Origin of the sequence: Cohnella thermotolerans DSM 17683 (genome assembly GCF_000429825.1) — a bacterium.
GTDB lineage: Bacteria > Bacillota > Bacilli > Paenibacillales > Paenibacillaceae > Cohnella > Cohnella thermotolerans.
In genome coordinates, this window is the sequence record NZ_KE386956.1 from 119,073 (window position 1) to 140,461 (window position 21,389).

General features: G+C 59.5%; 18 protein-coding genes and 1 tRNA gene. 13 read left to right on the forward strand and 6 right to left on the reverse strand.

Features of this window, described 5'->3' with window-relative positions:
• The first annotated feature begins 21 nt into the window (after positions 1-21).
• The 4 genes from tatC to groL all read left to right on the forward strand — a co-directional run bounded on the left by tatC (position 22) and on the right by groL (position 4,476).
• Positions 22-783, forward strand: coding sequence for a twin-arginine translocase subunit TatC (gene tatC, locus G485_RS0119365; RefSeq protein WP_035157292.1), 762 nt, complete (start codon positions 22-24; stop codon positions 781-783).
• A gap of 202 nt (positions 784-985) precedes the next feature.
• Positions 986-2,263: a methyl-accepting chemotaxis protein gene (locus G485_RS0119370; protein WP_027093887.1), complete on the forward strand. Its 1,278-nt coding sequence runs from the start codon at positions 986-988 to the stop codon at positions 2,261-2,263.
• A gap of 213 nt (positions 2,264-2,476) precedes the next feature.
• Complete coding sequence (groES, locus tag G485_RS0119375; protein WP_027093888.1) at positions 2,477-2,761, forward strand: co-chaperone GroES; 285 nt, start codon at positions 2,477-2,479, stop codon at positions 2,759-2,761.
• 86 nt (positions 2,762-2,847) lie between these two features.
• Positions 2,848-4,476 (forward strand): chaperonin GroEL, encoded by a 1,629-nt coding sequence (gene groL / locus G485_RS0119380; RefSeq protein WP_027093889.1) that lies wholly within the window; start codon positions 2,848-2,850, stop codon positions 4,474-4,476.
• A 64-nt stretch (positions 4,477-4,540) separates the two neighbouring features.
• On the opposite strand, the gene G485_RS0119385 is transcribed toward groL, so the two are convergent.
• Entirely contained in the window at positions 4,541-5,038 is a 498-nt protein-coding gene (locus G485_RS0119385) for a CcdC protein domain-containing protein (RefSeq protein WP_027093890.1), read from the reverse strand.
• 294 nt (positions 5,039-5,332) lie between these two features.
• A complete protein-coding gene (locus G485_RS0119395) occupies positions 5,333-6,448 on the reverse strand; it encodes a citrate synthase/methylcitrate synthase (RefSeq protein ID WP_027093891.1) in 1,116 nt (371 codons plus the stop codon).
• 303 nt (positions 6,449-6,751) lie between these two features.
• Here G485_RS0119395 and G485_RS0119400 point away from each other — a divergent pair, with 303 nt between their 5' ends.
• The 3 genes from G485_RS0119400 (at position 6,752) to G485_RS0119410 (ending at position 9,978) form a co-directional block, all read left to right on the forward strand.
• Positions 6,752-7,741, forward strand: a complete 990-nt coding sequence (locus tag G485_RS0119400; RefSeq protein WP_027093892.1) for a Gfo/Idh/MocA family protein — start codon at positions 6,752-6,754, stop codon at positions 7,739-7,741.
• Positions 7,742-7,803: 62 nt separating this feature from the next.
• Complete coding sequence (locus G485_RS0119405; protein WP_027093893.1) at positions 7,804-8,799, forward strand: AraC family transcriptional regulator; 996 nt, start codon at positions 7,804-7,806, stop codon at positions 8,797-8,799.
• 96 nt (positions 8,800-8,895) lie between these two features.
• Positions 8,896-9,978, forward strand: coding sequence for a Gfo/Idh/MocA family protein (locus G485_RS0119410; RefSeq protein WP_027093894.1), 1,083 nt, complete (start codon positions 8,896-8,898; stop codon positions 9,976-9,978).
• A gap of 125 nt (positions 9,979-10,103) precedes the next feature.
• Here G485_RS0119410 and G485_RS0119415 read toward each other — a convergent pair whose 3' ends face one another.
• The 3 genes from G485_RS0119415 to G485_RS0119425 are packed head-to-tail and all read right to left on the reverse strand — an operon-like array spanning position 10,104 to position 12,788.
• A complete protein-coding gene (locus G485_RS0119415) occupies positions 10,104-11,075 on the reverse strand; it encodes a MetQ/NlpA family ABC transporter substrate-binding protein (RefSeq protein WP_027093895.1) in 972 nt (323 codons plus the stop codon).
• Positions 11,076-11,110: 35 nt separating this feature from the next.
• Entirely contained in the window at positions 11,111-11,773 is a 663-nt protein-coding gene (locus G485_RS0119420; RefSeq protein ID WP_027093896.1) for a methionine ABC transporter permease, read from the reverse strand.
• The gene (locus G485_RS0119425) at positions 11,763-12,788 is read right to left on the reverse strand and encodes a methionine ABC transporter ATP-binding protein (RefSeq protein WP_027093897.1); all 1,026 of its coding nucleotides are present in this window, start codon (positions 12,786-12,788) and stop codon (positions 11,763-11,765) included. The genes G485_RS0119420 and G485_RS0119425 overlap by 11 nt, the downstream gene beginning before the upstream one ends.
• 428 nt (positions 12,789-13,216) lie before the next feature.
• Between G485_RS0119425 and G485_RS0119430 the strand changes: the two genes are divergently transcribed.
• From G485_RS0119430 to G485_RS30700, 3 genes are read left to right on the forward strand one after another with little or no spacing between them, the layout of a single operon-like run.
• Positions 13,217-14,593 carry an LLM class flavin-dependent oxidoreductase gene (locus tag G485_RS0119430; RefSeq protein WP_027093898.1) on the forward strand — a complete coding sequence of 459 codons (1,377 nt, stop codon included), beginning with the start codon at positions 13,217-13,219 and terminating at the stop codon, positions 14,591-14,593.
• Between the two features lie 47 nt (positions 14,594-14,640).
• Positions 14,641-15,612, forward strand: coding sequence for an aldo/keto reductase (locus G485_RS0119435; protein WP_027093899.1), 972 nt, complete (start codon positions 14,641-14,643; stop codon positions 15,610-15,612).
• Between the two features lie 11 nt (positions 15,613-15,623).
• Positions 15,624-17,825: an SfnB family sulfur acquisition oxidoreductase gene (locus tag G485_RS30700; RefSeq protein ID WP_205620171.1), complete on the forward strand. Its 2,202-nt coding sequence runs from the start codon at positions 15,624-15,626 to the stop codon at positions 17,823-17,825.
• Positions 17,826-17,905: 80 nt separating this feature from the next.
• On the opposite strand, the gene G485_RS0119445 is transcribed toward G485_RS30700, so the two are convergent.
• Positions 17,906-19,816: an ABC-F family ATP-binding cassette domain-containing protein gene (locus G485_RS0119445; RefSeq protein WP_027093901.1), complete on the reverse strand. Its 1,911-nt coding sequence runs from the start codon at positions 19,814-19,816 to the stop codon at positions 17,906-17,908.
• Positions 19,817-20,022: 206 nt separating this feature from the next.
• On the opposite strand from G485_RS0119445, the gene G485_RS0119450 reads away from it, so the two are divergent.
• The 3 genes from G485_RS0119450 to G485_RS30145 all read left to right on the forward strand — a co-directional run bounded on the left by G485_RS0119450 (position 20,023) and on the right by G485_RS30145 (position 21,209).
• Complete coding sequence (locus G485_RS0119450) at positions 20,023-20,760, forward strand: hypothetical protein (RefSeq protein ID WP_027093902.1); 738 nt, start codon at positions 20,023-20,025, stop codon at positions 20,758-20,760.
• A gap of 83 nt (positions 20,761-20,843) precedes the next feature.
• Positions 20,844-20,919 (forward strand) — tRNA-Lys (locus tag G485_RS0119455).
• 116 nt (positions 20,920-21,035) lie between these two features.
• A complete protein-coding gene (locus G485_RS30145; RefSeq protein WP_156922504.1) occupies positions 21,036-21,209 on the forward strand; it encodes a hypothetical protein in 174 nt (57 codons plus the stop codon).
• Positions 21,210-21,389 lie beyond the last annotated feature (180 nt).

Genomic DNA, 21,389 nt, shown 5'->3' on the forward strand with positions numbered 1-21,389 from the left:
TCCCGTGCTCCGGAAGGATGGATGCCCCTGCTGGATCATATCGGCGAGCTGCGGAAGAGACTGATCTACGTGCTGATCGTCTTCGTTCTCGGCGTCGTCGGCGGCTTGTTCGGAGCCGGCCCGCTGTTCGATTATCTGGTGGAGAAGACGCCGGCCGGACGAATTGAGCTAAGCGCTTTCTCGCCGTGGGACGCTATCGGGCTCTATATGAAGTTCGCCTTCGTGATCTCTTTCGTCGTCGCCATTCCGTTCGCCTTGTACCAGCTGTGGGCGTTTGTCCGTCCCGCGCTCGGCGTCAAGGAACAGAGGGCGACGCTGAAGTATGTGCCGGGGGCCTTCGTCATGTTTATCGCCGGTTTGGCCTTCGCATACTACATCGTGTTCCCGATGGCCTATCAGTTTACGGAGAACGTGACCAGCAACATGGGGCTCAAGCAGCTTTACGGAGCGGGACAATACTTCTCGTTCATGTTCAATATTGTGGTACCGCTTGCGCTTCTGTTCGAGCTGCCGGTCGTCATGATGTTCCTCACCCGGGTCGGCATTCTCAATCCGATCGTGCTCCGGAAGCTGCGGCGGATCGCCTGGTTCGTCATGGTTGTGGTGGGGACGGTCATTACGCCCCCGGACGTCGTGTCGGACCTGCTCGTCGCCGTCCCGCTCGTCGCGCTGTACGAGCTGAGCGTGCTTCTCTCCACTTTCGCGTTCAAGAAACGGCAGGCCAAGCTGCGGGCGCTGGAGATGGAGGACGAGGAAGATACATACGGCGCTTTAACGGAATAAGTTCGGCGCAAAGCCGGTTTCGTCTTTTAGAGAGGCGGAGCCGGCTTTTTTATATGGCGAACCGGCCTGAATCGCATCGTTCAATACGCTTTAGCCGTTTTTCGATGTAGGCCGTTGACGAATTTTGTGGTAAACTAGGAAACATAGCCCAAGGCAAACGCTTACATAATAGAGGCGACTTTATCGGGAGGGGACTTAGGCAATGCGCAATTCGGGAATCGGATTGGGACAAAAGATATGGATCGGCTACATCCTATTATGCTTCTTGCAGCTGCTCGGATTGACACTGACGTTGATCGGCATCGATCTGCCGTCGCATCCGGCGCTGATGGCCGAGTTGATCGCGGTCGCCGCCGTCATCGTCATCGTCGGAGGGATCGGAGCGGCGTATTTCAACCGGTCCGTCATCGGCTCGATCGGCAGCGTGACGGGGGCGCTGAAGAACATCGCTTCCTCCGGGGGCGATCTGACCCGCCGGATCGCCGTTTCGTCCAAGGACGAGATCGGCGATTTGGCGAACGCGGCGAACGGAATGCTGGACGGCCTGCAGAAAATGATGAAGGAGCTTCGCGACAGCACGGCCGAATTGGCGGCTGCTGCTGTTCATTTGAAGCAAGGCGCCGACGAGAACGCCCGCATGAGCGGCGAAGTGTCCAAGGCGGTGGAGCGGGTCGCCGCGGGCGCCGTCACTCAGGTGGCCAAGTCGCAGCAAATCTCGGCCGTCATGCAGGAGACGCTCGAAGGCTTGAATCAGGTGGCGGCTACGACGACGGGCGCATCCGACGCGGCGCTCTCGACCCGCAGCCGGGCGGAAGACGGCTCGTCGGTGCTCCGTGCGGCGACCGGGGACATCGTTCAGGTCGAGCAGTCGTTCCGTTCGCTGCAGGAGACGGTTCGAGGGCTGAACCATAAATCGGAACAGGTGCTGGAGATTATCGGCTACATTTCGGAGGTGTCGAACCAGACGCACCTGCTGGCGCTTAACGCGGCGATCGAGGCGGCGCGGGCGGGCGAGCACGGCAGAGGCTTCGCCGTCGTCGCGGGGGAGATTCGCAAGCTGGCCGACCAGACGCAGCAATCCGCCGTGCAGATCGGCGACACGCTGCAGGCGATGTCGAAGGATATCGGAAGCGCCGCCGTCATGTTCGAGCAGAGCGCGGAGCAGGTGTTCGGAGCGGTGGCGGGCATGCGCCGGGCGGAGGAGTCGTTTAGCGGCATCGCCAGCGACGTCGGCAAGCTGAGCGGCAACATCGTCGAAGCGGCGGCCGCGATCGAGCAGATGACGGCGGGAAGCGAGTCCGTCAACCAATCGATTCAGGAGATAGCGAGAGTGACGGAAGAGACCGCCTCGTTTACGGAACAGGTGTCCTCGATGACGCAGCAGCAATTTTCGTCCACCGGAGAGATGGCGTTGACCGCGGACCGGTTGAGCGAGATGGCTTCCCGCCTGAAGGCGATGGCCGGTCATTTCCGGACATGAATGAAGAGCGGTGCGGCAGGACAGAATGAAATAGGCATTCCGGTACGAAGCAGACCCGAGCGATGCGAGGGTCTGCCTTTTTAACGGAAAAGGGCTTGAAAACCAATCGCAAAATCAGTATCATAAGAGATGGTTATTAGCACTGATCACTATCGAGTGCTAATAAACTACATCCACTACTTAATCAACCTATTTACAAAGGAGGCTATTTTCATGATCAAACCTTTGGGTGATCGCGTACTTGTAGAAGCGAGTGCCAAGGAAGAAAAAACCGCAAGCGGAATCGTCCTTCCGGATACGGCCAAGGAAAAGCCGCAAGAGGGAACGATCGTGGCGGTGGGCAGCGGCTCGCTGAACAAAGACGGCACGCGCGTGGCGCTTGAAGTTAAAGTTGGCGACCGCGTACTGTTCTCCAAATACGCCGGAACCGAGATCAAGTACGAAGGCAAAGAATACTTGATCATGAAGGAAAGCGACATCCACGCGATCGTAGGCTGATTCGGCGGCTGCGATTCTGCGAACGACATAAGAAGCAAACGATTTATACGTAGGTTCGAACGAAATTTTGAGGAGGGTTATTGAGAATGGCTAAGGAAATCAAATTCAGCGAAGACGCGCGCCGCGCGATGCTTCGCGGTGTAGACGCGCTTGCCAACGCCGTTAAAGTGACGCTCGGCCCGAAAGGCCGCAACGTCGTTCTGGAAAAGAAATTCGGATCTCCGCTGATCACGAACGACGGCGTAACGATCGCCAAAGAAATCGAACTGGACGACCCTTTCGAGAACGCGGGCGCTCAACTGGTTAAAGAAGTCGCAACCAAGACGAACGACGTGGCCGGCGACGGCACGACGACGGCGACGGTTCTGGCGCAAGCGATCATTCGCGAAGGCTTGAAGAACGTAACCGCCGGCGCTAACCCGATGGTCGTTCGCAAAGGTATCGACAAAGCCGTTCGCGCCGCTGTCGAAGAGCTGAAGAAAATCTCCAAGCAAGTCGAAGGCAGCAACAGCATCGCGCAAGTCGCCGCGATCTCCGCAGCCGACGAAGAAGTGGGCCAACTGATCGCCGACGCGATGGACAAAGTGGGCAAAGACGGCGTCATCACCGTCGAAGAGTCCAAAGGCTTCTACACGGAGCTGGAAGTCGTCGAAGGGATGCAGTTCGACCGCGGCTACGTCTCCCCGTACATGATTACCGATACGGACAAGATGGAAGCTCTGCTTGAAAATCCGTACATCCTGATCACCGACAAGAAGATCTCCAACATCCAAGAGATTCTTCCGGTGCTCGAGAAAGTCGTACAATCCGGCAAGCAATTGCTGATCATCGCGGAAGACGTCGAAGGCGAAGCGCAAGCTACGCTGATCGTCAACCGCCTGCGCGGCACGTTCACTTGCGTCGCCGTTAAAGCTCCGGGCTTCGGCGATCGCCGCAAAGCGATGCTGCAAGATATCGCGGCGCTCACGGGCGGCCAGGTCATTACCGAAGAGCTCGGCCTCGAACTGAAATCGACGACGCTGCAACAACTCGGTACGGCTCGCCAAGTTCGCGTCAGCAAGGAAAACACGATCATCGTCGACGGCGCCGGAGATCCGAAGGACATCCAAGCGCGCGTCAACCAAATCAAAGCGCAAATCGAAGAGACGACTTCCGACTTCGACCGCGAGAAGCTGCAAGAGCGTCTGGCGAAGCTGGCCGGCGGCGTAGCCGTCATCAAAGTCGGCGCCGCTACCGAAACCGAGCTCAAAGAGCGCAAGCTCCGCATCGAAGACGCCCTGAACGCAACCCGCGCTGCGGTTGAAGAAGGCATCGTATCCGGCGGCGGCACGGCGCTGGTGAACGTATACAATGCGGTTGCAGCCGTTCAAGCCGAAGGCGACGAGAAGACGGGCGTCAACATCATCCTTCGCGCGCTGGAAGAGCCGATCCGCACGATCGCCGCGAACGCGGGCCAAGAAGGCTCCGTCATCGTCGAGCGCCTGAAGAAGGAACCGGTCGGCATCGGCTACAACGCCGCAACCGGCGAATGGGTCAACATGTTCGAAGCCGGCATCATCGATCCGGTGAAAGTAACCCGCACCGCGCTGCAAAACGCTGCTTCCGTAGCGGCTATGTTCCTGACGACCGAAGCGGTCATCTGCGAAAAGCCGGAGAAGGAAAAAGCGCCTGCAGGCGGCGTGCCGGGCGGCATGGGCGGAATGGGCGATTTCTAATCGCCGCCCGCCGCATAAAATGCAAAAAAGCTCCCCTCGGGGAGCTTTTTTGCATGCCGATCGTTTATTGCGCGCGAACCCGGCGGAATTTGACGAAGCTGCCGATGCGCCAGATGCAAATGTAAACGTAGGCCATCACCATCGCGAGGAACGTGAACTCGACGTAATCGAGGGTTTTCAAATATTGGGTCAGTCCGATGCGGATGACGATGATGGTGAGAAGAACGTATTGGAAATTTTTGTTCGGTTTGGAATAGACGCGGCCGTCCGCACGTTTTTCATACTCCGTATAATAAAGCATGACGCTCCCTAAAATCGTGCCGATCGCGCAGGCGCATAAAATTTCCCATACGGCGGGAAGATGGAACGGATGATCGGGAATGTGGGTGAGCGAAGCTAAGCTGAAGCCGAACACGATCAGCAAGACGACGACGGGAATGAGCATGCCGAAGCCGTTGCGGCGAATCGGACGCGGTTTGGCGCTTCTGCGGCTCCGGAGCCAGAACATAAGCAGAACGATAACCAGGATGATTCCATAACTGTACAGGGAAGAATTGTTCATCGGGATCGAACTTCCTTTCTATTCTCTTCAGTTCCAAGTGTATTATATCACTTAATACACGTAATACAATAGGCAAAAAAACGGCAGATCGGGTTGCGCCCGAATCTGCCGTTCTTTATAGGGATGCGATTGTAAAGCTTCTGCAACGTTTAGAGCCAGAATGGGCTTACGGAATCCTTCAGATTGCGCACGAAGTCCCGAAGCTGCTCCTCGCCGGACGGGCCGGACCAGCAGCCGGCCGCCGCGGCAGCTCGATAGCCGAACACGAACGGACAGCCGGCCGGTAGGCGCGCTTCAATTCGTTCCGGCCGCGTTCCCATCTTCCGGCCAAGGGCCGGAGTAGACCGATTGCGGCCGGTAGATTCGGTTGTTCGCCGACTGCTCCAGCGCATGGGCGGTCCAGCCGACGATCCGCGCCGCCGAGAAGGTGGGCGTGAACAGCTCCGGCGGCATTCGCACGGCCCGCAGCACGGCGGCCGCGTAAAATTCCACGTTCGTGTAAAGCTTCCGGCCCGGCTTATATTGCTCCAGCAGCCGAATCGCCGTCCGCTCCGCGTGCTGCGCCAGATCGAGCCAGGGATCGTCTCCGGCCAGCCCGGCTGTCACCTCGCGGAGCGCGTCGGCTCTCGGGTCGCGCGTTTTGTATACGCGGTGGCCGAAGCCCATCAGCCGCTCGCCGCGTTCCAGCAAACCCCGCATAACCTCTTCCGCCCGTTCCTTGCTTCCGATGTCCTCCAGCAGCCGGATGACGCCGGACGGCGCCCCGCCGTGCAGCGGCCCTTTCATCGCGCCGATGGCGGCGGCCACGGCCGAACACAAGTCCGATTCGGTCGAAGCGACGACGCGGGCGGCGAACGTCGACGCGTTCAGCCCGTGCTCCATCGTCAGAATCATGTACGCGCTCATCGCCCGGACGTGGGCCGGTTCCGGAGGACGGCCGAACAAAAGATGAAGGTAATGGGCGACGTGGTCCCGTTCGTCCGCTTCCTCCGGCCAAGGCAGGCCGTTCGCCCGGCGGTGCCGATAGGCGATGACGACCGGCAGCAGGCCGGTCAGCCGGATCGCCTGATCGATTGTCGGCGGCCAGGCCGGATCGTCCTTCGCAATGGCCGCCACCGCGGCCGCCATTGCGTTCATCGGCGGCGTCCCCGCCGGAATCGCATCGAGCAGCCGCCGCAATTCCGGCGTCAACGTGCGCGCGGCCGCAAGCTTGCGGCTGAACGTCTCCAGCTGCCGAGCGTCCGGAAGCGATCCGTGCCACAGCAGATAGGCCGCTTCCTCGAACGACCGGCTCACGGCCAAGTCCCTCGCCCAATGTCCTCGATAAACGAGCTTGCCCTTTTCTCCGTCCACATGCCCGATGGCCGTCTCGGCCGCCACAATGCCTTCCAATCCGGTTGCTTTTGCCATTTTCCCTCGCCTGCCTCGCTTTATGGAAATGTTCCCCTCTCAGGTAAGGTTAGAATAGCAGATTACGACGATAATAAAAATCTTTATATTTCTATCAATGCGATTAATATAATTTATCCAACACTTCCTTATCGCATCCCGTTCCGCCGGGAAGAGCCTTCGCGACCCGGTTCGGCAAAGAGAAAACGTCTTCATCAATGTCGCAATATTATAGATGGATTGGCATCATTTTTTATTCATTCCGGCGTTTGATTTGTGCTATGTTTTGGTTGTGTCGTTATTTTGAAGTCGGGAGCGGATCCAATGATACGAATAGGGATGATAAGCTATTGGCATGTGCACGCGGAAGATTATACCCGTCAGGTGCTCAACAATCCGGATACGGAGATTGCGGCAATCTGGGACGAGGAGCCGGAGCGGGGGCGGGAAAAGGCGGCGAAATACGGCGTGCCGTTCGTCGACTCGCTGGATGAGCTGCTGTCGCGGTCCGACATCGACGCGGTCGTCGTGGACGCGCCGACCGATACGCACCGGGACGTGATGGTCAAGGCGGCGCGGGCGGGCAAGCACATTTTCACGGAGAAAGTGTTGGCCCCTACGTTGAAAGAAGCGAACGAGATCACGTCGGAGGTTCGCCGGGCGGGCGTCAAGCTGGCCGTCTCGCTTCCCCGTCTTTACGATTCGTATACGCAAGCCATTCTGAAGGTGATCGAAGAGGGAACGCTCGGCAAGCTGACACTCGTGCGCGTCCGGCTGTCGCATAACGGAGCGACTGCAGGCTGGCTGCCCAGCCATTTCTATTCGCTGAAGCAATGCGGGGGCGGCGCGTTGATCGATCTGGGCTGCCATCCCGTCTATCTGGTGCGGCTGTTCCTCGGGCTTCCCGAAGACGTCAGCGCCCGGTTCGGCTACGTAACCGGACGCGAAGTCGAGGACAACGCCGCCGCGGTGTTCGCTTACCCGAACGGCGCGCTCGGCATCGCGGAAGCGGGATTCGTCAACAGCCATTCCCCGTTCTCCATCGAGCTGCACGGCACCGACGGCACGTTGCTGTACGGCTTCCCGAAGGAGCAAATTCTCGTTCGCAGCCAGCGGCTCGGCGACGATTGGCAAGAAGTGCCGATCGGCGATCGGCTGCCTTACGCCTTCGACCAGTGGGTGGAGCATATCAAGAACGGCACGGAAGCGAGCGACAATGTGGAGCTGGCCGTCGATCTGACGAAGCTGATGGAGGCGGCGAACCGTTCGGTGGCCGAGAGCAGGCCCGTCCGGATCGCGGAGCTCGAAGGGTAACGCGGGAGCAGACGCTAGACGTGATGACCGCGGGATGAACGATAAGCGAAGGAGGAATCGGCATGCATTCGGCGAACGGCCGGGAAGGACCGGCGGACAAAAAGACGGGAGCGGCTCCGGCCGCCCCGTTCCCCTTCGCGAGAATGGAGCGGAAGCGGGACGCGCTGGATAGGCTCGAGTTGAAGTTCCGATGGGGCCGCTACGGCATTCGGGTGCTCCGCTGCCACCTGGCCTCCTTCGCTCCGGGGCAGACGATCGCGCCGCACAAGCATTCGGAATTCGAGTTCCACTTCATCCCGAAGGGCAAAGGAACCGTCGCGATCGGAGGCACGGAATACGGCCTGCAGGAAGGCCTGTTCTACCTGACCGGCCCGGACGTCGTGCACGAACAGCGGTCCGATCCGTCCGATCCGATGTACGAGCTGTGCCTTCATTGCGAGATCGTGCCGCTCCGGACGGAAGCGGAGGCGGAGGCGGATGCCGGATGGGGCGATTCGCTGGAAAATAGCGATGCGGAAGCGTGCGTCCGCCTGCTTCGGGCGATGCCCGCGGTTCCGGCGTTCGACCGCTACCATGCGATGGGGTGCTTCCTGGAAGCCTATCGCGCGTGGGAGGAACAGCCCGCAGGCTTCTATACGACGATGAAGCAGACGATCGTGCAGATTTTGCTGCGCTCGGCCCGCGTCTACGCTTCCCGGGAGACGATCGGCCATATCCCGGAGCGGGACATGAAGGACCACCGGTTCCGGCTGGCGACGCAATTTATCGAAGACAACGAAGCGCGGCCCATCTCGCTCGAGGAAGTGGCCGAACGGGTGCAGGTGAGTCCCCGGCAGCTGCAGCGCATTTTCCAAAGCGAGGGCAAGACGACGTTCAGCGAATGGGTCGAGCATGTGCGGCTGCAAAAAATCGGCATGGAGCTGCTGCAGACGGAGCGGACGATCGAAGAGATCGCGCTGGATCACGGATACGTCAATCCGAACTACTTGTACCCGGTGTTCAAGCAGAAATTCGGCATGACGCCCTCGGCCTATCGGCGGCTTCATGCAGCGCGTTAGGCGGCGGACGAGCGCGAGCGGCTCGGCCGGGAGTGTTCCGAAGCTTAAGGCGAAAATCAAGCGATAGCCTTACTGATCAATAGGAGGACAACAACGATGCGTTCAACGGTTAAAATCGGAATTATCGGAACGGGCGGCATCGCCCGCGCCCACGTGTCGGCATACCGCAAGCTGCCGTTCGTGGAGATCGTCGCGGTGGCCGACGTCATTCCCGGCAAAGCGCGCCAATTTGCCGAGCAGCAAGGGCTGACGGAAGCCGCGGCTTACGACAGTCATACGGAGCTGCTCGCGTCGAATGTCGACGCCGTGAGCATCTGCACGCCGAACGTCTCGCATCACCGGACGGCGGTCGATTCGCTTCGCGCGGGCAAGCAAGTGCTGCTCGAGAAGCCGATGTCGGTCACGCTGGCGGAAGCGCTCGACATGGTGCAGGCCGCGCGGGAGTCGGGAAGCATGCTGTCCATCGGCTTCCAGCCCCGCTACGATCCGAACATGAAGAAGCTTCAGGACATCGTCCAATCGGGACGTCTGGGCAAGGTATACTACGTCGAGACGGGAGGCGGCCGCCGCCGCGGCATGCCCGGCGGCACGTTCATCAGCAAGCGGCTGGCCGGCGCGGGGGCGATGGCGGACATCGGCTGCTACTCGCTCGACATGGCGCTCAACACGCTCGGCTACCCGCGTCCGGTGTCCGTATCGGCTTTCACGTCCAACCACTTCGGCACGAACCCGCTCTATCATCCGGAAGCGGACAAATTCGAAGTCGAAGATTTCGGCGTCGCCATGGTTCGCTTCGAGAACGAGCTGGTGCTGCAGTTCAAAATCTCCTGGGCGATGCATATGGACACGCTCGGAGCGACGATGTTCCTCGGCACGGACGCCGGCCTCAAGGTGACGCCGGCCGGTTCGGGCCCCTGGTCGGGCGTCTGGGACGGATCGATCGGTTCGATGACGATGTTCCATGACGATTTCGGCGGCCATACGTCGACTCCCGTGCCGCTCATCGGCCATTCGCTCAACCTGTTCGACGAGAAGGTGCGCGATTTCGCGGAAGCGGTCCGGGACGGACGTCCCGCGCCGATCCCCGGCGAGCAAATTCTGATCCAGCAGGCGATCATCGACGGCGTTCTCCGCTCCGCCGACTTAAAGCGGGAAGTCTCGGTAGAGCTGCCGGAATAAAAGGCAACAACCGGAACGTTGCGTACGCAGAAAAAGGCGCCCCGCGCACAAGCGCGGGGCGCCTTTCGAATGGGCGGCTGATCGTACGGATCGATTCGCTGAGCGCCAGCGAGCGCTGCAGCCTCCTACTTTTTCTCCGCTTTAATCTGCTCGATCAACTTATCCAGCGTTGCTTGCAGCTGATCGACCGGAATATCGATAACGAAGCTGGCGCCGTTCGAATCCTTCTTGACCGTCTCGATGACATCGGGTTCTTGATAAAGCTTGGCGATCGTCCGGTACGTCTCGTTGTCCTTGTCCTCGGCCCGAACCGCAAAGACGTTAATGTAGGGCCGGGTCGATTCCGCCTTGGGATCGTCGTGGAAAATGGCGTCTTCCAGCTTTAAGCCCGCTTGTCCGGCGATACCGCCGTTGATGATCGAGGCGGCGACGTCCGGAAGCACGCGCGGCGTCTGTTGGGCGACGACCGGAACGATGTTCAATTTGTGCGGATTGTCCACGATGTCGTCGGGCGTTCCGTATAGACCTACGTCGTCTTTCAGCTTCAGCAGACCCGCTTGCTGAAGCACGAGCAAGCCGCGGCCTTGGTTGGCCGGATCATTCGGGATGGCGATTTTGGACCCGTCCGGAATTTCGTCGACGGACTTGTACTTCTTCGAGTACAGTCCGAGCGGAGCGACGACCGTGGAACCGATCGGCACGATATTCAGATTGTGTTCCACGTTGAATTGGCTAAGGAAAGCAAGATGCTGGAAGGCGTTGATGTCCACTTCCTTGTTCGCGAGCGCCAGGTTGGGAAGCGTGTAATCGGAGAATTCGACCAGTTCGATATCGATGTTTTTCTCCTTGGCTTTTTTCTTCAACAGAGGCCACGTTTCTCCATCGGAGCCGGTAACGCCGATTTTCACCTTCACGGGCTCTTTAGGTTCTTCCGAAGGCGAAGGGCTTGGCGAATCCGACGAAGCCGTCGACGCGGAAGCGGACGAAGCCGGGCCGGCAGCCGCCGGTTCGCTCGAATTTCCGTTTTTGGAGCCGCAGGCCGCGAGAACCCCCATTACGACGATCATGGTCAACCCCATCAACAGTTTCTTCTTCATTTTTACAACTCTCCTTTATCCTGAAATTGGTTTGCCTAGCGGCGCAGAAACAGGCGCGACAAGCGATTGCCGATGTATTGGGCGATCTGCACAAGGACGATCAGAATGACGATGGTGACCAGCATGACCGAGCCGTCGAAGCGCTGGTAGCCGTAAGTCATCGACAGGTCCCCGAGACCTCCGCCGCCGACCGTGCCGGCCATGGCCGAGAAGTCGATCAGGCCGACCGTCATGAACGTTAGCCCGAGAATGAGCGGGCCGAGCGCTTCGGGAATCAACACGCCGAAAATAATTTGCAGCGGATTGGCGCCCATCGCCTTGGCCGCTTCGATGATGCCGGGATCGATCGAGACGAGATTGTTCTCCACGACACGCGCAATGACGAACGAGGCGACGATGGTCATCGGGAAGATGGCGGCCGCCGTTCCGATCGTCGTCCCGATGACAAGCCGGGTGAAGGGACTTATGGTGACCAGGAAAATGATGAACGGAATCGGCCGAATGATGTTGATGGCCAGATTCAGCACGATGAAGACGAAGCGGTTCTCGAGAATGTTCCCCTTTCGGGTTACGAAGAGGAGCAATCCGATGAGAAGGCCCAGAATGCTGGAGAAAATCAAGGTGAAAAACACCATCGTGAGTGTCTGGCCCGTCGCTTCGACGATCCGAACCCAGAACGTGCTCCAATCAACTTTCATGATCGACGACCTCCCAAAGCTCGACCGTTCGCTCCAACTCCCGGACGACATTTGCGATTTCGGCATCGCTGCCGGTAAATTCCACGATCAGGCTGCCGAACAATTGGCCCTGCAGTTCGTTGATGCTGCCGTATACGACGTTGAAGTCGATGTCGTATTTTTTGGCCGCTTGCGACAGCACCGGCTCGCCGGTCGTTCCGCCTTTGAAGATGATGCGATAGAGCCGCCCGGAATGGTGCTGCTTGAGAATGTCCAACAATTTGGGCGACAGCTTGTCGTTCTGAACCGAGCTGATGAAGTTTTTGGTCGCCTGTTGCTTCGGATGGGCGAAAATATCGAATACGGTACCTTCCTCGATAACAGCCCCGTTTTCCATGACCGCAACCCGATCGCAAATGCTCCGAATCACGTGCATCTCGTGGGTGATGAGGAGGATCGTAATGTTGTACTCCTCGTTGACCTTCTTCAGCAGCTTCAGAATCTCTCCCGTCGTCTCGGGGTCGAGCGCCGAAGTCGCTTCGTCGCAGATCAGGATGTCCGGGGAGGTGGCCAGCGCTCTGGCGATGCCCACCCGCTGCTTCTGGCCACCGGACAGCTGTTCGGGATATTGCTCGGCTTTGTCCTCCAGGCCGACAAACCGCAGCAGTTCCGTTACCCGCTCTCGGATCTGCGCTCTCGGAACTCTGGCGAGCTTCAATGGGTACGCTACATTGCCGTAAACCGTACGAGAGTTAAACAGGTTAAAGGTTTGGAAAATCATCCCGATCCGCCTTCGCAGCTTGCGAAGATCTCTGGCCGAAATGGAGGTAACATCCTGATCGTTGACAATCACCTTGCCGCCGGTCGGCCTTTCGAGCAAGTTTACGAGCCGGAGGAGGGTGCTCTTGCCCGCGCCGCTGAACCCGATAACCCCGTAGATTTCGCCTCTGCCGACGTTCAACGTGACATTTTCGACCGCGCGTATTTCTTTGTTTTTGGAGTTGAAAATTTTGCTGACTCCTTGAAACTGGATCAACCTTGTTCACTCCTTCGGCATTTCTGGCAGCTAGAAATGAAATAAAGTTTATATAAATACTTGGTTTTAGATCGGCATGTCCCCTTTGTCTGCATACGTTTGGCCCAATCAAAAAGCCTCTTCCGCCGGTCACGGAAGAGGCTTGGCGAACCGGTCGGAACGGCCTCTTCCCTCCCCGCGCGGGCGGCAAGCTCGCGTGAGGACGGCGGTATGGGGCACAGCTCTGATGGTTCAGTCACCGCTATTTAGGATCGGCTCTTACTTTAAACCGTCGTTGTTGGAAATGTCAATAGGCTTCTTCAAAAATATTTCGTTTCCATCCCCGGCTTGACACTCGGAATCTTGCGGTGATAGCATAGCCTCAACTCAAGATACTTAGTTTGTCAATGGGAATTGTGTGAAATAAAAACGAATGGAAGGTGCTAGATTTGGCCAAACAGATTCGATTGAACGCCTTCGAGATGACCAGCGCCATGCTGAATTCCCACGGTCTATGGAAGCATCCGGACAACGTCAGGACGCGGCGCTACAAGGACCTGGACTATTATACGGAACTGGCTCGGCTTCTTGAGAGAGGGAAGTTCGACGCGATCTTCTTCGCGGACGTTATCGGGGTCTACGATGTCTACAAGGGGAGCCGGGATCCGGCCATCCGGGAAGGGGTGCAGGTCCCCTTGAACGATCCCGCGTTCGCGATTCCGATCATGGCTCAGGCGACGAAGCATCTGTCCTTCGCCCTGACGGTCAGCACGACTTATGAACACCCGTACGCCCATGCGAGACGGATGTCGACGCTGGACCATCTGACCAAGGGCAGACTGGCTTGGAACGTCGTTACGTCCTACCTGCCGAGCGCCGCGCGCAACTTCGGTCTGGAAGAGATGATCAAGCACGACGACCGTTACGAGTTGGCCGACGAATTTATGGAAGTGGCCTACAAGCTCTGGGAAGCCAGCTGGGAGAAGGACGCGATCGTGAACGACGTGTCTAGGAATATGTTCGCCGATCCTTCCAAAGTTCACGAAATCAACCATGAAGGCAAGTTTTTCAAAGTCCCCGGCCCCCACTTGAGCGAGCCTTCTCCGCAGCGGACTCCGGTCATTTATCAGGCGGGCTCTTCGCCGAGAGGGCGCGATTTTGCGGCCAAGCACGCGGAATGTCTGTTCGTGGGGGGACCGACCCCGGAGGCGACGAAGGCTTCGATCGAGGATATCAAAAACCGCGCCGAACGCTTCGGCCGCGACCCGGCGGAGATCAAGGCGTTCACGTTCCTGAACGTGGTCGTGGCGGAAACGACGGAAGAAGCGGAGCGCAAATTTGCCGAATATTCGCGCTTGTGGAGCGGCGAAGCCGCCAAAGCCCAATACGGCGGCTCCAGCGGCTACGATCTGTCCCAGTATAAAGACCTCGACGCGATTTTCGAGTATAAACATACGGAACACGGGCAATCAAGGGCCGCTTCGCTGACCAAGGACGCTCCCACCAAGCTGACGGTCCGCGAAGTGCTAAGCAAATTCGACAACTTGAGCCGCAAATTCGCGATCGTCGGCAACCCGCAAGAGGTGGCGGACGGGATTCAAAGCTATTTCGAAGCCACCGGCGTGGACGGATTTAACCTTGCCCACTTTGTCACGCCGGGAAGCCTGGTCGACTTCGTCGATCTGGTCGTGCCGGAGCTTCAAAGACGGGGAGTTTACAAAACCGAGTATGCGGAGGGAACGTACCGGGAGAAGCTGTTCGGCCCGGGCAAGCGTCTTCTCCCCGATCACCATCCCGGCGCCAAGGTCCGTACGTTTCCGGTTTGATCCGGACGCCGGAAGAGAGCCCTTTATTCGATGGGAGGAATGGACAAGTGGTAACTTATCGCACGGTCGGCAGAACGGGAATTCAAGTATCGAACTTATGCTTCGGCACGATGTCGTTCGGAGGAATCGCGGACAAGGAAGCTTCCAGAGCCCTATACCTTCGCAGCCGGGAGAAGGGAATCAACTTTTTCGATACGGCGGACATCTACAACGAGGGGCGCGCCGAGGAAATTCTCGGCGAGTTGATTCAAGGGGAGCGGAACGAGCTGGTGCTGACGTCCAAAGCCGGGTTTCCGACCGGACGGGATCCGAACGCGCGAGGCGCTTCGCGCCGGCATCTGCTGTCGTCGGTAGAGGGCAGCTTGCGGAGGCTGAGAACGGACCGGCTTGAATTTTATTTCATTCATCGCTTCGATCCGCTGACGCCGATCGAGGAGACGCTGCGGACGTTGGACGACCTTCAGCGGCAAGGCAAAATTTTGTATCCTGCGGTCAGCAACTGGGCGGCGTGGCAAATTGCGAAGGCGCTCGGCATCTCGGCGAGAGAAGGCTTGGCCCGGTTCGAACTGGTCCAACCGATGTACAATTTGGTCAAGCGTCAAGCGGAAGTCGAGATTTTGCCGCTTGTCCAGTCGGAGCAGCTCGGCGCGATCAGTTACAGTCCGCTGGGCGGCGGTTTGCTAACCGGCAAGTACGGAGTCGGAAAGCGACCGCCGAGCGGAAGGCTCGTCGAACAGCCGAACTATACGAAGCGTTACGCGGACGAGACGAATTACATCGTCGCCGACCGGTTTGCCGCGTACGCCGAGGAGCGCGGCTATCATCCCGCCACCTTGGCGGTCGCCTGGGTGCTCGGCCATCCGGGCATTACCGCGCCGATTGTCGGGGCACGGAACGTGGAGCAGTTGGAGCCGTCGTTGGCCGCTCTGGACGTCGAGCTGACGGACGAATGGCGCCGCGAAATTACGGCGTTGTCGATCGATCCGCCGCCGGCGACGGATCGCAGCGAGGAAGTCTAGGGGGAATGGGCGTGTCCGTTCGTCATCAAACCGTTACCGCATTCTGCGCTCCGATTCCGACAGCCGTCGGTTTGGCATTCCGGCTGGGAGAGCTGCCGGTCGACTTCCGAAGAAGGGGCCACTCGGCGTCCATCGCGCCGGAGCTTAACGCATTGACGCTCCGCATCGGCGGGGAGACGTATTCGATCCAATGGGGCGGCCCGCATTCGGCGCTGCCGTTGCTCTCTCAGGGACGCATCGCGATCGGCCTGTCCTTGCAGCACCTGAAGGAGTTCATCCTCGTTCCCCCGGATTCGAGGCTGCGCTCGGCAGAAGATTTGGCCGGAGCGAGAATCGGCATCCCTGCCGAAGACGAGTCCGCAAGGGCGGAAGCGGCGAACGGCTTCGCAGAGGCGCTGCGATCCGCCGGCTCGGACCTGTCCCGCGCGACTCCGGCCGACTTGCCGATCGAACCGTCCTCCGCCGATGCGGGCAGCGCGCTGGCCCGAAAGCTTGCGCAAGCTCTCCTGCTTGGCGAGGCGGATGCCGTTTACGCGAACGGATCTCTTGCTCTAGGCTTGCAAGAGATCGTCGGAGCGAGACCGATCTGGTCGCGGCAAGCATCGTATCCTCTCGTCTTCTGGGCGGACGAGAAGCTCGTGCGGCTGCATCCCGAATCGGTCGATCGCGTCTTGGCGCATGTTCTGGCGGCGTCTTCGTGGGCGAAGACGCATCGGGAGGCGGCTCATCGCCTGCTCGCCAAGGAGATCGGCCTGTCCGAGCCGGCGCTCGAAGTGGTTTACGGCGAGAGCTTGCATGCCGAACTCGATTTGGGAACTTCCGCGGATCGCATCGAAGCGTTCAATCGGCATGCGAACGAACGGATGCCCGGCGGCTTCCTGCGCGGAACGTTCGATATCGCCGGCCGTCTCGACCCGACAAGGCTCCGCTGCGCGCTTGAACTCGTCACTCAAGGACTTGTCGAGCCGCCTTCCGGGGAAGGGGTATCGCCTTACGCGTTGGCTCCGGTTCCCGACAGCTTCTTCCTGGAGCGGAAGGCGGCTCATGTGATCGGCTCGGACGAAGAAGCGATCGCCGTGGCGCGGCAAATCGCGGCGCAAATTAAAGAAGGAGCGTCCGAACGTGATCGCGATCGAAGGCTCCCGTTCGACGAGCTGAAGCTGCTGGGCGAGAGCGGATTGCTCGGTCTTATGGTGCCGAAGGCGTACGGAGGGCCCGGCGTGTCGGTACGAACGCTGACGGAAATTTTCAAGATTATTTCCGCCGCGGACGGAGCCATCGGACAAATCCCGCAAAATCACCATTTCTTCGTCCGATCGGTCGAATTGGTCGGCACCGAGGAGCAGAAGGCATTCTTCTTCGCAGAGGTGCTAAGAGGCGCCCAATTCGGCAACGCGCTGGCTGAAAGAGGCATCAAGGGCTTCAAAGAGATGACGACCCGCTTGAAAAGGGCGAACGGCGGCGGCTATCGTCTGTCGGGGAGCAAATATTATGCGACAGGCGCGCTGTTCTCCCATTGGATTCCGGTAACCGCGCTGGATGAGGAAGAGAAGAGAGTCACCGCCTTCGTGCCTCGCGATGCGGAGGGTGTCGCCGTCATCGACGATTGGAGCGGAATCGGACAACGGACCACGGCGAGCGGAAGCGTCGTTTTCCACGATGTGGCCGTGCCGGCCGATCGCGTTCTGCCGCATTGGCGGATATTCGAGAAGCCCCAAACCTTCGGGGCGTTCGGGCAAATTATGCATGCGGCCATCGACGTCGGCATCGCCCAAGCCGCCCTGGAGGATGCCGCCTGGTTCGTGAGGGAGAAAGCCCGTCCGCTGTTCAGAAGCGGATATACGCGCGCCTCTGAAGAGCCGGATCTCATCCGCCGGTTCGGGGAGCTGGGCATTCGGCTGCAGGCGGCGGATGCGCTGTTGGAGCGGGCCGCAGCCGCGATCGACCGCGCGGAGCAAGACCTCAACGAGACGACGGCGGGACAAGCGACTTTAGCTGTCGATACCGCCAAATATTTCGCCGCGGAGGCGTCCGTCGAGATTGCGAACGCGCTCTTCGAGGTTTCGGGCACCTCGTCGATGGACCGCAAGTACAATTTCGACCGCCATTGGCGCAACGTGCGGATTCATACGCTCCACGATCCGGCCAGACTTAAGCTTCATAACGTAGGCAATTGGTATTTGAACGGAGTTTATCACGAGTATAAAATCTAGCGACCGAACATACGAAGCCCCTCTCGCGTTCCGGCGTTTGCCGGACGGGGAGGGGCTTCCCGTTTTGCCGCCTGTATTCGTTAATTTCCGTTCTTCTTCCGCTCGGCGATTCGTTCCGCCAGTTCGCTCAGCTCCGTCCAACGTTCCAGCAGTCCGTTCAGCTTCTCTTCGAGCTTGCTTTGCTCCTCCATCAACTCTTGCAGCCGGGCGGAGTCGCTTCCTGCGGCGTCCATTTGCGCGGCCACCGCCCGAAGCTGTTCCTCCGTCTCGGAAATCCAATTCTCGATGTTCTCGTAATCCTTCTGATCCTTGAAGGACATCTTAAGCGGGCGTTCCCGCTCGGTTGCGGCGGGTGCGGGCTTCGGCTTGGACGCTTCGCCGCCCCCGGCTGCCGCTTGTTTCGCTTGCTCTTCATAATCGGAATAACGGCCGGTATGCTTGCGGATGACGCCGTCGCCTTCAAAGGCGAAGATCCGGTCAACGGTCCGGTCGAGGAAATAACGATCGTGGGACACGACGAATACGACGCCGGGGAAGTCGTCGAGATAATCCTCCAGCACGGTCAGCGTCGCAATGTCCAGATCGTTGGTCGGTTCGTCCAGCAGCAGGACGTTCGGAGCCTCCATCAGGACGCGCAGCAGCTGCAGGCGCCGCTTCTCGCCTCCGGACAGCTTGGCGATCGGGGTCCACTGCATGGCCGGCGGGAAAAGAAACCGCTCCAGCATCTGCGAGGCGGAGACCGATTCGCCTTCGGCCGTGCGAACCTGCTCCGCGCCTTCCCGGATATATTCGATGACGCGCTGATTGCCGTCCATCTCCTCGTGCTCCTGGGAGAACCAGCCGATCTTCACTGTCGGCCCCAGCGTCACCGTTCCTTCGTCGGGCTGCAGACGTCCCGCGATCAGCTTCAGCAGCGTCGATTTGCCGCTGCCGTTGCGCCCGACGATGCCGACGCGATCCTCCGGCACGGCGATATAGCTGAAATCGCGGATCAGCGTGCGGTCTCCGTATCGCTTCGAGACGGAATCCAGCTCCACGATCTTCTTCCCCAGGCGGGTCGAAGCGACGGACACCTCCAGCTTGCCGGCCGCTTCCTTCGGAGCTTGCGCCTTCAGCGCTTCGTAACGGTCGATCCGCGCCTTCTGCTTCGTCGACCGGGCCTGGGCGCCGCGCCGAATCCAAGCCAGCTCATTGCGCAGCAGGTTCTGGCGCTTCGCTTCGGAAGCGGCTTCCCGTTCCTCCCGCTCGAGCTTAAGCTCCAAAAACCGGCTGTAATTCGCTTCATAGAAGTATGCGCGTCCCCGATCCAGCTCGATGACGCGGTTGCTCACCCGGTCGAGGAAGTAGCGGTCGTGCGTAATCATCAGCAGCGCGCCCCGGCGCTTCTGGAGCATCCCTTCGAGCCAGGCGACCGATTCGTTGTCGATATGGTTCGTCGGCTCGTCCAGAATGAGCACTTCGGAAGGCTGCAGCAGAGCGGCCGCCATGGCGACCCGCTTGCGCTGTCCGCCGGACAGCGTGTCCACCGGCGCCTCGACGTCGGCGATGCCGAGCTTGCCGAGCGCGGCTTTGGCTTCGCTCTCCATCTGCCAGGCGTCCAGCTCGTCCATACGCTGGTTTGCGGCGATCAGCCGCTGCTGCAGAGCGGCATCTTCGGGACGCCGTTCCAGCTCCGCGAGCGCGGCCGCGTATTCGCGCACGGCCCGCAGCTGCGGCGAATCGCCGCCCAGCACATGCTCCAGCGCGGTTTCGCCCGGCGCGAACGCCGGATCCTGCGCCAGCATGCGGATTCGCACCCGGCTGCCGACGATGACCGTGCCCGAGTCGGGCGGCTCCAATCCGGCGATCACCTTCAGCAAAGTTGATTTGCCCGTGCCGTTGACGCCGATAATGCCGATCCGGTCGCCTTCTTCGACGCCGAATGTCACGTCTTCGAACAGCAGCTTCTCGCCGTGGGTCTTCGATATATGTTCAATGGACATCAAATGCATGAGGTCAACCTACTTTGCGCAAGATTAGGGAGTATTGGCTTTAGTATCATAACATAATTTGATTGTTTTGCGCGGCGCGGCCCGGCTTGAAGGCGGTTTGTCAAGCCGGTCTGCGGTCCAGTCCGTTCTCTGCCTCGAGGCGGTTTCGGCCTGCGGACGCCTTCCGATACAATGAGGTTAGGGAAAAATCGGGGAGGAAAGCCGTCATGACAGGATTTCCGGATTGGCCGGACGAATGGTTGTCATTGGGTCTGGCGGTCGTGTGGAGCGCAGCGGCATTCAGTGCGGGCCGAATCGGCTACGCTTCAAGCTACCGGCGCTTGCGCAGCCGGGCGTTAAGCGCGCTTGCGGTTGTGGCGGCTGGCGGATTGCTGACGGTTGGAAAATGGGCGGCGGACATCGCCGAATGGCTGCCCGGCGATCGGGATTGGCAAGCTGCGGCGCTGCTGCAGTTGCTGCTGCTCGCCGCGCCGGTTGCGGCCGTAGCGTCCGGTACGTTCCCGCGCCTGTTGAAGGCCGCCCGTCTGCCAAGACCGGATGCGGAGGCGATGCCGGACGGAGCGGCGAGAAGGAAGGTCGCCGATCCTGCGGTCGTCGTACCGGTTCAGGCGGCGGCCATCGGCTCCTGCTTGGCCTTCTATCTGGACGTCTACTCGGACGTTCCGATCGGCTGGGCCGATTTGCTCGTTCCGCTGCCGCTGCTGGGCGTGACGACGCTGCTGCTCTGGAAGCGGCAGCGGACAAGGCGGAGAAGGATGGGCAGGGTACACTGGACGCTGCCCGGCCTCGCCGTGCGTGCGGCCCGCGGCTCGCTCGCCGTTCTCGTCGTCGCGGCGGCGCTCGTCGTGTGGCTTCGCGGACCGGGCGCAGGCAAGGTGCCCGAATTGGCGGGCAAGACGGGCGTCTTCAGCCTATGGAAGCCGGCGACGACAACCGGTAAATAGCTTCCAGAAAAAACATAGATAAAAAACAGAAAATCAACTTGCGCGTCAGTCGCCGATATGATATATTATCTCATGTTCTTTGCAGGCCCTTAGCTCAGTTGGTAGAGCAGTTGACTCTTAATCAATTGGTCGTGGGTTCGAGTCCCACAGGGCCTACCATCACTAGAACATGAACAAGCAACCTCCTTCAATGGGCGGTTGTTTTTTTCGTTTTATATGGCGATAAACGCTTCGAGATGCTCGAAAAATCGAGCACACAGATGGTTCACCTTCCTATGTCTCAACGGGTCTTAAGCCCTTGCATTCCTTCGTTCTACCTGTCCAGGGTGGCGCAGATGGCGCCTGGCGCCGCCATTTACTACGGGCATCTGGTCATTTTCACCGCTACCGACGTCGGGCTGCCGATCGGAGAGTGTGGTACTAAGCGACGGAATTCAAAATCCATGTAACGGAAACCACCATCCGGGTTGTGTCCATTGCGATGGACATAACCGGAGGCTACGGATACAAGAAAGGCGACATCGAGCGTCTGTACGCGACGTACGCGCCGGGCTCGTGCTAGGCCGTCTAACCATCCGGCCCGCGACATCGTCGGGAAAGAGCTGGTCGGCTTGCCGCCGGAGCTCTTC

Coding starts and splice junctions, on each gene's coding strand:
- tatC (WP_035157292.1), top strand. CDS start 22: ATGCCCCTGCTGGATCATATCGGCGAGCTGCGGAAGAGACTGATCTAC.
- G485_RS0119370 (WP_027093887.1), top strand. CDS start 986: ATGCGCAATTCGGGAATCGGATTGGGACAAAAGATATGGATCGGCTAC.
- groES (WP_027093888.1), top strand. CDS start 2,477: ATGATCAAACCTTTGGGTGATCGCGTACTTGTAGAAGCGAGTGCCAAG.
- groL (WP_027093889.1), top strand. CDS start 2,848: ATGGCTAAGGAAATCAAATTCAGCGAAGACGCGCGCCGCGCGATGCTT.
- G485_RS0119385 (WP_027093890.1), bottom strand. CDS start 5,038: ATGAACAATTCTTCCCTGTACAGTTATGGAATCATCCTGGTTATCGTT.
- G485_RS0119395 (WP_027093891.1), bottom strand. CDS start 6,448: ATGGCAAAAGCAACCGGATTGGAAGGCATTGTGGCGGCCGAGACGGCC.
- G485_RS0119400 (WP_027093892.1), top strand. CDS start 6,752: ATGATACGAATAGGGATGATAAGCTATTGGCATGTGCACGCGGAAGAT.
- G485_RS0119405 (WP_027093893.1), top strand. CDS start 7,804: ATGCATTCGGCGAACGGCCGGGAAGGACCGGCGGACAAAAAGACGGGA.
- G485_RS0119410 (WP_027093894.1), top strand. CDS start 8,896: ATGCGTTCAACGGTTAAAATCGGAATTATCGGAACGGGCGGCATCGCC.
- G485_RS0119415 (WP_027093895.1), bottom strand. CDS start 11,075: ATGAAGAAGAAACTGTTGATGGGGTTGACCATGATCGTCGTAATGGGG.
- G485_RS0119420 (WP_027093896.1), bottom strand. CDS start 11,773: ATGAAAGTTGATTGGAGCACGTTCTGGGTTCGGATCGTCGAAGCGACG.
- G485_RS0119445 (WP_027093901.1), bottom strand. CDS start 19,816: ATGCATTTGATGTCCATTGAACATATATCGAAGACCCACGGCGAGAAG.
- G485_RS0119450 (WP_027093902.1), top strand. CDS start 20,023: ATGACAGGATTTCCGGATTGGCCGGACGAATGGTTGTCATTGGGTCTG.
- G485_RS30145 (WP_156922504.1), top strand. CDS start 21,036: ATGTCTCAACGGGTCTTAAGCCCTTGCATTCCTTCGTTCTACCTGTCC.